14 protein-coding genes are annotated in these 13,169 nt (G+C 60.4%); 8 read left to right on the top strand and 6 right to left on the bottom strand.

Going from position 1 to position 13,169, the window contains the following annotated elements; genetic code table 11:
* Positions 1–153: 153 nt before the first annotated feature.
* The 3 genes from H4I99_RS08905 to H4I99_RS08895 all read right to left on the bottom strand — a co-directional run bounded on the left by H4I99_RS08905 (position 154) and on the right by H4I99_RS08895 (position 4,783).
* Complete coding sequence (locus H4I99_RS08905) at positions 154–996, bottom strand: outer membrane protein (RefSeq protein ID WP_163900670.1); 843 nt, start codon at positions 994–996, stop codon at positions 154–156.
* Positions 997–1,288: 292 nt separating this feature from the next.
* Complete coding sequence (locus tag H4I99_RS08900) at positions 1,289–3,610, bottom strand: methyl-accepting chemotaxis protein (RefSeq protein ID WP_163900672.1); 2,322 nt, start codon at positions 3,608–3,610, stop codon at positions 1,289–1,291.
* Positions 3,611–3,781: 171 nt separating this feature from the next.
* Positions 3,782–4,783 (bottom strand): LLM class flavin-dependent oxidoreductase, encoded by a 1,002-nt coding sequence (locus H4I99_RS08895; RefSeq protein ID WP_163900674.1) that lies wholly within the window; start codon positions 4,781–4,783, stop codon positions 3,782–3,784.
* Positions 4,784–4,979: 196 nt separating this feature from the next.
* Between H4I99_RS08895 and ruvC the strand changes: the two genes are divergently transcribed.
* From ruvC to H4I99_RS08855, 8 genes are all read left to right on the top strand, one after another.
* Positions 4,980–5,492, top strand: a complete 513-nt coding sequence (gene ruvC / locus H4I99_RS08890; RefSeq protein ID WP_099058734.1) for a crossover junction endodeoxyribonuclease RuvC — start codon at positions 4,980–4,982, stop codon at positions 5,490–5,492.
* Between the two features lie 59 nt (positions 5,493–5,551).
* The gene (locus H4I99_RS08885) at positions 5,552–5,803 is read left to right on the top strand and encodes an AbrB/MazE/SpoVT family DNA-binding domain-containing protein (RefSeq protein WP_099058735.1); all 252 of its coding nucleotides are present in this window, start codon (positions 5,552–5,554) and stop codon (positions 5,801–5,803) included.
* A 3-nt stretch (positions 5,804–5,806) separates the two neighbouring features.
* Positions 5,807–6,220: a type II toxin-antitoxin system VapC family toxin gene (locus H4I99_RS08880; RefSeq protein WP_163900676.1), complete on the top strand. Its 414-nt coding sequence runs from the start codon at positions 5,807–5,809 to the stop codon at positions 6,218–6,220.
* Between the two features lie 12 nt (positions 6,221–6,232).
* Entirely contained in the window at positions 6,233–6,850 is a 618-nt protein-coding gene (gene ruvA / locus H4I99_RS08875; protein ID WP_163900678.1) for a Holliday junction branch migration protein RuvA, read from the top strand.
* Between the two features lie 93 nt (positions 6,851–6,943).
* Entirely contained in the window at positions 6,944–7,984 is a 1,041-nt protein-coding gene (gene ruvB, locus H4I99_RS08870; RefSeq protein WP_163900679.1) for a Holliday junction branch migration DNA helicase RuvB, read from the top strand.
* A complete protein-coding gene (locus H4I99_RS08865; protein ID WP_163900681.1) occupies positions 7,985–8,908 on the top strand; it encodes a metallophosphoesterase in 924 nt (307 codons plus the stop codon).
* A 34-nt stretch (positions 8,909–8,942) separates the two neighbouring features.
* Positions 8,943–9,506, top strand: coding sequence for a DinB family protein (locus tag H4I99_RS08860; RefSeq protein ID WP_163900683.1), 564 nt, complete (start codon positions 8,943–8,945; stop codon positions 9,504–9,506).
* A 194-nt stretch (positions 9,507–9,700) separates the two neighbouring features.
* Positions 9,701–10,033: an RcnB family protein gene (locus tag H4I99_RS08855; RefSeq protein WP_163900685.1), complete on the top strand. Its 333-nt coding sequence runs from the start codon at positions 9,701–9,703 to the stop codon at positions 10,031–10,033.
* A 100-nt stretch (positions 10,034–10,133) separates the two neighbouring features.
* Here the strand turns inward: H4I99_RS08855 and H4I99_RS08850 are convergent, their stop codons facing one another.
* From H4I99_RS08850 to H4I99_RS08840, 3 genes are read right to left on the bottom strand one after another with little or no spacing between them, the layout of a single operon-like run.
* Positions 10,134–11,018, bottom strand: coding sequence for an NAD-dependent epimerase/dehydratase family protein (locus tag H4I99_RS08850; protein WP_163900687.1), 885 nt, complete (start codon positions 11,016–11,018; stop codon positions 10,134–10,136).
* Positions 11,015–11,884 (bottom strand): glycosyltransferase, encoded by an 870-nt coding sequence (locus tag H4I99_RS08845; RefSeq protein WP_163900689.1) that lies wholly within the window; start codon positions 11,882–11,884, stop codon positions 11,015–11,017. Before H4I99_RS08845 ends, H4I99_RS08850 begins: the two co-directional genes overlap by 4 nt.
* Positions 11,881–13,101, bottom strand: a complete 1,221-nt coding sequence (locus H4I99_RS08840; protein ID WP_163900691.1) for an NAD-dependent epimerase/dehydratase family protein — start codon at positions 13,099–13,101, stop codon at positions 11,881–11,883. Before H4I99_RS08840 ends, H4I99_RS08845 begins: the two co-directional genes overlap by 4 nt.
* Positions 13,102–13,169 lie beyond the last annotated feature (68 nt).

Genomic DNA, 13,169 nt, shown 5'->3' with positions numbered 1-13,169 from the left:
GTCGGGATTTCCCGTCAAGCGAATTTCGTGTCGCTCCTGGAAAATTTTTCGACGCTCCCGGATCATGCGATACGCGCCCATAAATGCACGCAAAACGAGAAAGGCCGCCCGCGGGTGCGGACGGCCTTTTCACGACTGGAGTATAGAAAAGTATTACTTGTAGACGATCGGCTGCGGCGGCGGTTCGTAAGCCACCGGCTGCTCGCAGGCACCGAAGACATAGCGCGCACCGGCGCGGATTTCGTGGCTGTAAAAGCCCTTGTCGTAGCCCGGACCGCCGTTCTGCTCGTAGCCGAACATGTCGCCGCCCATCGTCTGGCGGAAGCGATAGCCGACATCGGCCTTCACGTTGCAGCTCACGTCGATTGTGGTGCCCGCCATGAGCTGGTAGGCGAACCGCCAGCTGCCCTTGCCGCCATGTTCGACCGTGTCGTCGCAGCTGCTGCCGTCATCGGCGCAGGACGTGTTGCGCAACTTGTCCCACTTGACATAGGAGCCACCGACACCGCCACCGACATAAGGCGTGAACAGGCCGTAGGTGCCGAGGTCGACATAAGCATTGGCCATCAGCGTGTAGGCCCGCATTGCGGAACGATCGGACGAGGTACAAGGACCGACGCACGCACCGAAATCAGCGCCGCTGCCGTAGGTAGAGCCGCGGAAATCCGACTTGAACATATAGTCGAACGTCAGATCGGTGCGCAGATAGTTGTTGACCTGATAACCGACACCGGCCCCGACGGTGAAGGCGTCCTTCAGCGAGGCGCTGGCGAAATCAGCGCGATTGGCGTTCGAGCCCTGGAAGAAATCAGCACCACGAAGCTTGTTGAAGGAGTAACCGACGTCACCGCGAAGGTACCAGCCGGAAGCTTCCGACACAGTGACCTCCGGCGCATCCATGATCGGAGCCGGCTCGGGTTGATACAGATCCGCAGCAAAAGAGGCGGTCGTACTGACAAGCAGTGCGGCCGCCGCAGCAAAAAGGCTCGTCTTCATGGCTAGATACTCCAAAATCTATCGTTGAGCTATCGGACCCGCAGATGGCCGACATCGTGATTTCTCTTGGATAATGAAGGAGAAAAGTTAAGGCTGGCTTAACTACGTCTATTTACCGTGTTTGCTGGGATTTTACTTACCATAGGCGCGTTGCGCAAAAACAAAACGCCCGCAAAAGGCTTCAGAAAAATCACCTTCTGATTGTATTTCCAGATCGATAGTTTGCCGGACAAACGAAAAACGCGGCAGGTTCGACCCGCCGCGTTCCGAGTGAAACCGAAAGTTCCAGGGACTAGCTTGCCCGTCGCATTTCATAAGGTCCGGCATGACGCGGAGCCGCCGCCTGCTGGCCGAGTGTGAAGTGTCCGAGCTGCTGATCCATTTCGGCAGCCTCCGTCGCCAGCCGGTGGATGGCGGCAGTCGTCTCTTCCACCATGGCGGCATTCTGCTGGGTCATGACATCGAGCGCATTGATCGAGCCGTTGATCTCGGAGATCGTCTGCGCTTCTTCACGCGTCGAGTGCATCATGTCGCCGATCTTGCCGTTGATCGACAGCACATGCTCGCCGATCCCCTGCAGCGCGTGGCCAGCCTTCTCGACGAGGCTCACGCCATGAGCCACCTCGCCGGCCGATTTGGCAAGCAGGCTGGTGATCTGCTTGGCCGCACCAGCCGAGCGCTGGGCAAGCTCGCGCACTTCTTGGGCAACGACGGCGAAGCCCTTGCCGGCCTCGCCCGCACGCGCGGCCTCAACGCCGGCATTGAGCGCCAGAAGATTGGTTTGGAATGCGATCTCGTCGATCACGCCGATGATCTGGTTGATCTCCTGCGACGAACCGCGAATGGCCTCCATCGCCGCAATCGTTTCCCGCATGATGTGGCCGGATTGCTCGGCTTCATCCTTGGCGTTACGCGCGCTCCGCTCGGCATCCTCGCCGTGGGCGATCTGCACCTTGACTGCATCGGTCATGGCCTTGATGGCGCTTGCGGTTTCAGTGAGCGCCGCGGCCTGCCGCTCGGTGCGCTCCGCCAGCTGGTCGGCGCCCGCGCGCATTTCCTCCGAACCGCCGCGCACGGCAAGCGAATTGCCGCCGATGCCGGAGAGCGTCGCGCTCAGGGTGGAGAGCGCATTGTTGAAGTTGACGCGCAGGGACTCCAGCTCGTTCGGGAACGGCTGGCGGATCTCGAAGGCGAGATCGCCGTGGGCCAGGCGGTCGAGACCCTGATCGAGCGCGGCCACGACGCCTCCGAGTGTACGGGCCTCCGCCTCGCGTTCCGAAAAGCGCTGGCGACGTTCCGCTTCCGCCTGCTCCCGCTCCTCGTTCGCGCGGCTCTCCAGCTGCTGCTGCTCGATAAGCGCGGTGCGGAAACGCTCCAGCGCCCGGGCCATGGTGCCGATTTCATCCCCGCGATCCTGATTGGCGACGGGATTATCGAGCTGGCCGTCAGCCACCTGGCCCGTCACCACAGCAAGCCGGGCGAGCGGCGCAAAAAGACGACGGGTCAGGACACCGGTCGCAATGGACATCACGGCCAGCGTCGCCGCGGCAATTGCCGTCAAGGTCAGCGCGATCTGCAGCGAGCCGGCGCCGAGTTCGGCAAGCGTCAGGCTCTCCACCATCAGGTATTTCTGGCCGCCGAACTCGATCGCGCGACCATAGGCCCTAGCCGCTCCGTCATCGCGGGCGAAATCGCTGGTGACGATGCCGCCATTGCCCTGCATGGCGGCCGGCGCAAAGCCGAAGGGAGCCGCTGCAATGTCCATGAGCTTGCCGTCAGTGCCGAGGCTGATGCCCGTGCCATCCTCGGAGAGAACGGCGGCACGCTCAACGCTATCGGCGGCAATGCCCTTCGAAAGCAGGCTGGTGATCGCCGTATCCTTAAGCTGGAACAGGATCGACCCCTTGAAGGCCCCGAATTTCACCACCGGCACCGAGAAATAGATATCCGGAGACAGGGCATCCTTGCCGGTCTTGAGACCGGAGAACGTGGTCGGCGCGGCGTCCTCGACCGCTTTGGCGGCGACATCGGCGCTGCGCGCAAAGGCCTGACCGAGACCGGTACCGGCAAGCTCGCCGGCGGTAGCATTCTCGGCGAAGAACGGACCCTTGCGGTAGGAATAGATAACGTTGCCGGCCTGATCGACCATCAGCAGGTCACGGAACTGGGTATCGCGCAGATAGCTGGCGACAAGGTTCTGGGTTGCTTCATGGTTCGAATAGTAGAAGCCACTCGGCCCTTCGGGCTTCAGCAGCTTTTCGCGCTCTCCCGCCGGATAGGGGTTGTTCTTGACGAAGACCGCCTGAAGCTCACCCTTCGCATCGCCGGAATTCTTGACGATGGTGTTCCAGCCGCTCTTCATCGACGTGAACGACTGCTGCAGGCCTTCGATCTTGGCGATCGATGTCGCTTGATTTTCCAGTTGCTGCAACTGTTCCCTGAGCATGTCGCCCCGGAATGTCAGCGTCCCGTCCATCGCACGATAGGTCTGCTTGTCGAAAAGCGAACTGGAAGTGAAGTAGGCAAGGACATTAAGAATCCCTACTGACAGCGCCGTCAACAGCAGGAAAATCCCGATCACCTTGGAGGAAAGGGAGTTGAAACGAAAAACCATAAGCGAATCCCCACGGCCGCCGTCGCCCTTCGCTTGAGCGCAGCGGTCTTTCAGACTATTTTAGGCACAACCGCGACAACGCGGACACCTTGGAGATTGCATCATTCAGGTTGTTGTTTAAACGGCAGTTAAAACGGGCAGCAATTTATGGTGGTTGACGCACCGCAAAATTCAGCTGTTTTCCGGAACTTTCTGCATGACGCCGCCGAAAATCTCGACCGAGCGCAACCGCGCATCGATGTCATGGATCGGCATTGAAACGATGAGTTCGTCGGCGCCGGTCTCATCGAGAAAGTCCTCGAGCTTCTTTTCGACAGTCTTCTGCGAGCCGACCACGGCATAACTCAGCGTGTGCTCCACGCCGATACGCTCCATGTCGGTCCACAACCCGTCCATGCTCTCCACCGGACGCGGGAAAGGACGCCGAACATTGCGCCGCAGATTGACGAACTGCTGCTGCGAAGAGGTGAAGAGATATTGCGCCTCTTCATCGCTTTGCGCGCCGACGCCCATCACCCCTACCATCACATAGGGCTTGTCGAGATCCGCCGAAGGCTGGAACCGTTCGCGATAGATGGCGATGGCCTCAAGCAACGAATCCGGAGCGAAATGGGAAGCGAAAGCATAGGGAAGCCCGAGCGCCGCAGCGAGATGAGCGCTGTAGAGACTGGAACCCAGCAGCCAGATCGGTACATGGCTGCGCGCACCCGGCACCGCCAGCAACGCCTGATCGCCATCCGGGTCGCCGAGCAGGCGCTGTAATTCGATGATATCGTGCGGGAAGCTTTCCGCCCCGGCGTCCAGATTACGGCGAAGAGCCCGCGCAGTGCGCATGTCGGTTCCCGGCGCGCGACCGAGACCGAGATCGACGCGATCGGGGAACAGGGCCGCAAGCGTGCCGAACTGCTCCGCGATCACCAGCGGAGAATGGTTTGGCAGCATGATGCCGCCGGAACCGATGCGGATGCGCTTGGTTGCGGCCCCCACATGGGCGATCACGATGGAGGTCGCAGCACTGGCAATTCCAGGCATGCCGTGATGCTCGGCGAGCCAGAAACGATTGAACCCGAGTTCCTCCGCCTTCTGGGCCATCTGACGGGACGCATCCAGCGCCTCCGTCACGCTGTGTCCCTCGGCGATCGGTGACAGGTCGAGGATCGAAAAGGGTATCATGCGCGGCATCCCGTTCTGGTCTTGATATAGCTTCATATGTAGAGGCTCATGAAAGCAATACCAGAACGAAATGACGGTTTTGCCGAACCGTCACCGCAATCTTTTTGAACCGACGTTGCGCTTCACTGAAACGGATGTTTTTGGTTTGTTCACTTTTCGCTGGCAGATCCATGCATCAGCAAGTTAGGATATCGCCATGCGAGACACGATTCGAATTATAGGTATTGACCCCGGCCTCAGGCGCACCGGATGGGGTGTGATCGAAACGCTCGGCAACTCCCTGCGTTTCGTCGCCTCAGGCACCGTCACCTCCGACGGAGACATGGACCTCGCCTCGCGTCTTCGCCAGCTGCATGACGGGCTGGCTGATGTGGTGCACAGCTACCAACCTCATGAAGCCGCGGTCGAACAGACCTTCGTCAACAAGGATGCGGTCGCGACCCTGAAGCTCGGCCAGGCACGCGGCATCGCCATGCTGGTTCCTGCCCGCGCCGGCCTGCCCGTCTCCGAATATGCGCCGAACGCGGTGAAGAAATCGGTGATCGGCGTCGGTCATGGTGAAAAGCAGCAGATCCACATGATGCTGAAGATCCTGATGCCCAAGGCGGAGTTCAAGGGCAACGACGCCGCCGACGCACTGGCCATCGCCATCTGCCACGCCCACAATCGCGGCGGCGACCGTATGCGCAAGGTGCTGGCTTCCGCCTGATTTGTTCTTGACTTGTTCCGACGGTAAGATATTTTCTTACCCAACGAAGGAGCGAGGCAATGCGCGTTACATCGAAGGGTCAGGTCACCATTCCGCGCGACTTGCGCGAGCTTGCCGGTATTGAACCGAACAGCGAAGTCATTTTCACGATCGAAGATGGCAAGCTGGTTGTCTCTCCCAAGAAGGAAGGACAGCAAGGCGTCGAGCGCGAGCGCCTGCAGGCCTTCATGCACGCCCTTGATGCCATGGAGGGAACCGGCGACCAGACGATCGACGCCGATGCTCTCATGACCATGACGCGAGATCGCTGATCCATGACGACACTCGTGGACACGAACGTTCTCGTGGACCTCGCCGTTCGCGATCCGGTTTGGCTTCAATGGTCTCGCAATGCTCTGTTGCGCATAGCCCGAACCCAGCCGCTCGTCATTAATCCGGTCATTTACGCCGAATTCTCGGTTCGCTACGATGATATCGATCTGGTCGACCGACTCCTTCCGCGAACGGATTTCCATAGGGAAAGCCTCCCCTGGACGGCAGCGTTCGCCGCGGGGGTGGCGTTCAGGCGCTACCGCTCAGGCGGTGGAAAGCGGGAACGCGTTCTGCCGGATTTCCTGATCGGCGCGCATGCGGCCATTCGCGGCTACTCAATTCTCACTCGGGACACCAAGAGCTACCGCTCCTATTTCCCGATGGTTCCCCTCATTTCCCCTGAAACCCATCCCTAACGGACACACTTCATGATCGGCAAGCTCAAAGGCACCATCGACGAAATCGGCGACGACCATGCGCTGATCGACGTGCACGGCGTCTGTTACATTGCTCACTGCTCCTCGCGCACACTGTCCCGGCTCGGTTCGCCCGGAGAGGCCGCGGTTCTCTTCATCGAAACCTATGTCCGCGAAGACCAGTTGAAGCTCTTCGGCTTCCTCACCGCACTGGAGCGCGAATGGTTCAACCTGCTTCAGAGTGTTCAGGGCGTAGGCACTAAGGTGGCACTCGCCGTGCTTTCGACGTTGACGCCGTCCGAAATCGCCAACGCCATCGCGCTGCAGGACAAGACGGCTGTGTCCCGCGCGCCCGGCGTCGGGCCGAAGGTCGCAGTCCGCATCATGACCGAGCTGAAGAACAAGGCTCCCGCCTTCGCCGGAGAAGCCGCCGCCAATATCGCCCTGAAACAGGAACTCGGGGAAGGCGTTGCCGCGGCTCCGGTCGCTGATGCCGTATCGGCGCTCACGAACCTCGGATACTCGCGCGAACAGGCAGCGAACGCCATCGCCGCGGCCCTGAAGAATGGTGGCGAAGGCGCTGACAGCGCCAAGCTGATCCGCCTCGGCCTCAAGGAACTGTCGCGGTGATACCGCGCTTTACCCCTTCTAATGAATCTGGTCAAAGGCGCTTGAGCGGTCCCCTCCGCCCTGCCATCATGGCCGCCAACCGGAAGTACTGTCATGAGTGAAGCCGACCGTCTCATTTCATCGGAAAAGCGTGGCGAGGATATCGACACCGCGCTGCGTCCGCAGTCGCTCGATGAATTCACCGGACAGGCCGAAGCACGCGCTAACCTTAAGATCTTCATCGAGGCCGCCAAGAACCGTGGCGAAGCGCTTGACCACGTATTGTTTGTCGGCCCGCCCGGCCTCGGCAAGACAACCCTTGCCCAGATCATGGCAAAGGAACTCGGCGTCAACTTCCGCTCGACCTCCGGCCCAGTCATCGCCAAGGCCGGCGACCTTGCCGCCCTGCTGACCAATCTCGAAGAGCGCGACGTCCTCTTCATCGACGAAATCCACCGGCTGAACCCGGCAGTGGAAGAAATCCTCTATCCCGCTATGGAGGATTTCCAGCTCGACCTCATCATCGGCGAAGGCCCGGCCGCCCGCTCGGTCAAGATCGACCTGTCCAAGTTCACCCTCGTCGCCGCCACCACCCGCCTCGGTCTGCTGACGACGCCGCTTCGCGACCGTTTCGGCATTCCGGTGCGTCTCTCCTTCTATACCGTAGAGGAGCTGGAAGGCATCGTTCGCCGCGGCGCTCGCCTGATGGGCCTTGGCATGACGGAAGAAGGCGCTCGTGAGATCGCCCGGCGCGCCCGTGGCACGCCCCGTATCGCCGGCCGCCTGCTGCGCCGCGTGCGTGATTTCGCCGAAGTGGCCCGCGCGGAAGCCGTCACCCGCGAGATCGCCGACGAGGCGTTGACCCGCCTGCTGGTCGACAACATGGGCCTCGACCAGCTCGACAAGCGCTATCTGAACATGATCGCCGTAAACTTCGGCGGTGGCCCTGTTGGCATCGAGACAATCGCAGCAGGGCTCTCCGAACCCCGCGATGCGATCGAGGATATCATAGAGCCCTACATGATCCAGCAGGGCTTCATCCAGCGCACACCACGCGGCCGGGTCCTGACGACCATCGCCTGGAAACACCTCGGCCTGCAGCCGCCGAAGGATCTGGAAGCCGCGCAGTTCCGCCTGACCCTCGAGGAGGATTGAATGATCGCGCGGCGCGGGTTCCTCAAACTTCTCGGCGGCCTGCTGATGGCAGGCTTCGGAACCAGCGCCTACGCTGTCGGCATAGAGCCCTTCGCCCGACCCCGCGTGACGCGATATGCCCTCACCCCTCGCGACTGGCCGGGGGATCTCAAACTAAAAATCATCGCACTTGCGGATTTCCACGCCTGCGAACCATGGATGCCGGCCGACCGCATCGCCGCGATCTGCGATCAGGCGAACGCCCTTGAGGGCGACATGGTCCTCCTGCTCGGCGACTACATGACCAGCATGTGGTTCAACACCGGTTATGTCGAACCGGCCAGATGGGCGAAAGCACTGTCACGGCTCAAGGCGCCGCTCGGCGTTCATGCCATCCTCGGCAATCACGACTGGCTGAACGATCCCGTCGCTCTGGCCGCCGGTCACGGCCCGACGCTCGCGCACAAGGCGCTCGGTGATGTCGGCATTCCCGTCTACGACAATCTCGCCGTCCGGATGGAAAAGGATGGCCGCCCTTTCTGGCTCGCCGGCCTCGCCGACCAGCTCCAGCCCGGTAATCCGGCGCCCGACGGCTCCGGCATCATCCCGGGGCTCGACGACCTCCCGGCAACGCTCGCACAGATAAAGGGCGATGAACCCGCAATCCTCATGGCCCACGAGCCGGATATTTTCGTCGAGGTTCCCGGACGGATTGCGCTAACGCTTTCGGGACACACCCATGGCGGTCAGCTCAGGCTCTTCGGCTACTCGCCGCTGGTGCCCTCGCGCTTCGGTAACCGCTATGCCTATGGCCACATCGTCGAGGATGGCCGCCATCTCATCGTTTCCGCCGGTTTCGGCCTTTCCAACCTGCCGATACGGCTGGGAGCGCCGCCTGAAATCGTCGTGGTCGAGCTCGGCGGAGCAGGCTTGCCCGCGGCATGATGATGGAACCTCGAGGCAAGGAAGTGACAGCATAATGGACCCTCTCGCCCCCTGCCGCGTATTTCGAAAACTCGCCCGCAACAACACCTTGGCCAATCTCAGGCTGCATGAGGCGGTGGCGCGTCTTCAACCCGGAGAATTCGAGGAGGAACGCATCAGCTTCTTCCCCTCCATTCGGGCCACGCTCAACCACATCCTCGTGGTGGACTGGTTTTATGTCGACGCGCTGAAAGGCGGAACACTTGGACCAAATGCATGGGAGAACAAAATGCCCTTTCCCGAACGACAGGCGCTCCTGGCAGCACAGGCCGATGTCGACCGCAGATTGCTCGCATTCTGTGACGGCCTGAGGCCGGACGACCTCACGCAAACGGTCAATGTTCACCGTGGCAACCGCATCCAGCAAGACCGCTGCGACGACATCCTGAGCCATCTCTTCCAGCACCAGACTCACCATCGCGGACAGGTGCATGCCATGCTGGCCGGCACCAGCGTCAGGCCGCCGCAGCTGGATGAATTCATCGTCGGTGACGATGCGCAGGCGCGGAAAAACGAGATGAATGCGCTCGGATGGAGCGAAAACGATCTGATGCGTTGAAGAGCTAATACAAGCCCTCCCGGGCCGGCGTTCTGCTTTTTTTTTCAAGGATAAAGCGGTATGCGGGAAGAGTAGGAGCAATTGAGCAGCATACTCAATTGGCTGTTTTCATTAAAAATTATTAATTATAACATTCATATTGCATTCACATCTCGGGGTCTAGCGTCGGGTCATAGACAACGAGGAACACACCAATGAAAAAAGCATTTCTGATTGCAATTGCCAGCCTGATGATCGCCGCTCCGATGGCCCAGGCCCAGCAGTATCGCCCGGACGATCGTCGTCCCCCTCAGCATCATCAGGCTAAGCCACACAAGCCCGCTCCGCACAAGGCTGCGCCCAAGCCCTACTACTGGAAGAAGGGCCAGAGCATGCGCGATTGGCGCCGCCACAACCAGATCAACGACTACCGTCGCTATGGCCTGCGCAAGCCGGGCCGCGACCAGCGCTGGATCCGGGTCGATAATCAGTACCTGCTGATCGGCATCACTTCCGGCCTGATCGCCGGCATCGTTACGGCTCGTTAAGAGGCCAAAGCATACAGAACAAGCCGCAGGCGCAAACGCGTCTGCGGCTTTCTTCATTCTAGGGGGAGTATGTATTGCGCCCCTTAGCCGACAAGGGATTTCAGTAACTGTCGGCCAGTGAGTGAACCGTATTTTGAAACAGAGGCCACCCACCAGGCTTCCAGCCAAGCGCCGTTATCTTCTCGACCGGCATTGCCCTGACAGCCGCCTTGTCCCCCGGCGCGGGCAAGGGCTGCGGACATCGGATCACCGACTGGAAGATGCCGAGGATATCGTGAGTATCTGTCACGATATCGGAAACATTGAAGGATTGTCCGCTGACCTTCGCCGCCTCGGTGGACAGCATCAGCCGCACGGCCTGTCCCACATCACGGCCATGGATCTCCGAGCCGGCCCGTTCCGGAACTTCCCGCCCCGCTAGATAATCCGCAAAAAGCGCATCCCACTTGTTCGGCCGGGCGTCGCCATAAACCCCCGTCACCCTCAGGCTCGAGGTCACGAAACCGGGCGCGGCGAGATCGGCCAGCACTCGCTCGGCCAGAAGCTTCACCTCGCCATAGAGACTGGTCGGCTGCAGAAACTGCTCCTCGGTCAGCGCAGTTTCGGCTGCAAGCCCGTCATAGACCGCCCGGCTGGAAAGAAAGACCACACGCCGGACACCAGCCTGCCTCGCCGTCTCGAACAGTCGGATGGAGCCATCGAGATTGAGCCGGCGAAACCGTTCGGGATCGCCGCCCTCCCCGCCCCGGTATTTGCCGGGCAGATGATCGAAAGCCGCATGAACGAAGAAATAGGCATCGTCGAAAGCGTCAGTCTGGTCTTCCTGAGGATCGAGCGACAGCGGACGAAATCCAACGGGATGGGAAAACAATCCTTCCGCCGGCGGATGACGCGCACCGATGACGACCGCATAACCCGCGGCGAGCAGGTCTTCGACGATATAGCGCCCGACCAGCCCCGTTCCGCCGGATACCAGAACTTTCATGCAGCCGCCTGCTCCGGCTTGGAGAGCGAGGCGATTTCCGGGATGCCGTACCCCGTGTAATAAGCGTGCCAGAGATCGATCAGCGGCTTCAGTGCCGCCGCCTTGGGATGATCCTTCTCCCACGGCTTTTCATACTGGTAATGCAGAATGCCGATCTGCCGCCAGTCCCAGAGATCCGGCAGGTTGAACCACACATATTGCAGCATGTTCATGAACACCGGCAGGCCATGCCAGTCCGGAAAATAGCTCTCGAGGAAGCTCTGGTCCGTGCGCCGCCAGAAGACATCCGGTTGATCCAGATTGCGCAGCATGTCGTCGAAGGTGGCAAGCGAGGGGCGCGCGACGAACACCCCGGAATTCAGCCGATGAAAATCGGCAAGGCTTTCATAGACATTCGGCGCAGCGGAAAATTCCGGATAGTCGAACAGCCGGTCGACATTGCGCAGAACAATCGCATCCGCATCGATGAAGATGCAGGTCTCGTAATCGATGAGTTGCCAGAGCCGGAGCTTGCAGAAATTATCAAGCGGCGAGTGAAAGGCCGGCTTGCGCCCCTTGGTGAAAGGTGCATTGGCGTGCAGGTTGCCGCGCGCATGCCGCTGATTGAAGCCATCGGACAAAGACAGGTGCTCGACCTCGACCATCCGGCAGCCGAGCCGGTCGAGCGGCAGAAGCGCATCCGCCTCCACACCGCCGGTGAAGAGCACGACGACATCGGCGGAACTCCCGGTCAGACGGATGGAACGCGCAAGCGCGGTCGCGCCCATGGCATAGTCGCGATTGGTCACCAGCGTGACATAGGCCTCACGCGAACCGGCCGTCGTGGCCGGTCGTATGCCCTTCAGCAGTTCAGCCCCCATCATCATGACACCGATTTCAGCTTCTTGCCCTCCGGATCGCGATTGATCGTCCGCGCGATATCCTTGGTCCAGGCGGAAACCGCCGGCACGCGGGACCGGTCGACGCGGTAGGCAAACTTCTTCGCGACATCGACGATCTCTTCCAAAAGCCCACCTTGCAGCGTTATCGGCTGCAATCCGAGCCCGAGGAGCTTCTCGTTTTTGACGATGAGGTCGTTCTCCGCTGCTTCCTTGCGCGGATTGGGCAGCCAGGCGATGTCCGCGCCTGAAATCTTCGCAATCATCTCCGCAAGGTCCCGCACCCGGTGCGTTTCCGTCATCTGGTTGAAGATCTCGACACGCGATCCCCGCGCCGGCGGATTGTTCAGCGCAATCTCAATGCAGCGAACCGAATCCTGAATATGGATGAAGGCGCGGGTCTGGCCGCCGGTGCCATGCACCGTCAGCGGATAGCCGATTGCCGCCTGGATCAGGAAGCGGTTCAAAACCGTGCCGTAGTCGCCGTCATAATCGAAGCGGTTGACGAGTTGCGGATGACGGCGGGTCTGTTCCGTATGGGTACCCCAGACGATGCCCTGGTGCAGGTCGGTGATCCGAAGACCGTCGTTCTTCGCGTAGAATTGGAAGAGCAACTGATCGAGGCATTTCGTCATGTGATAGATCGAGCCCGGATTGGCCGGATAGAGGATCTCCTGCGAAACTGTCTCGCCTTCGGTCGTTTCGATCCCGACCGGCAGATACCCTTCCGGGATAGCCGCGCCGACGGTCGAATACCCATAGACACCCATTGTGCCGAGATGGACCAGATGCGCGTCGAGCCCGATTTCCACCAGAGCATTGAGCAGATTGTGGGTCGCCGAAACGTTGTTGTTGACCGTGTAGTTCTTGTGCCGGTCGCTCTTCATCGAATAGGGAGCAGCGCGCTGTTCGGCGAAATGAATGATCGCATCGGGACGCTCTTCGGCCAGCCACTTCTTCAGAAGCTCATAGTCCTTGGCGAGGTCGATGAGGTTGAAATGGATCCGCCGGCCGGTTTCCGCATGCCAGATTCGGGTGCGTTCCTGTATGGAATCCATCGGCGTCAGGGACTGCACCCCGAGTTCGGTATCGATCCATCGGCGCGACAGGTTATCAAGGATATGAACGTCGTGGCCAGCATCGGAAAGATGCAATGAAGTCGGCCACCCAACGAAACCATCCCCGCCCATGACTGCAATCTTCATAAGATGCTCTCCTTTGCCGATGAGGTATCAAACCTGATAATGCCGATTTATGACAGAACTACAATCGC

The organism is Paenirhizobium daejeonense (genome assembly GCF_014280875.1).
GTDB lineage: Bacteria > Pseudomonadota > Alphaproteobacteria > Rhizobiales > Rhizobiaceae > Allorhizobium > Allorhizobium daejeonense.
The sequence above is the reverse complement of the archived record's forward strand: the minus strand, read 5'-3'. Positions and strand labels throughout refer to the sequence as shown.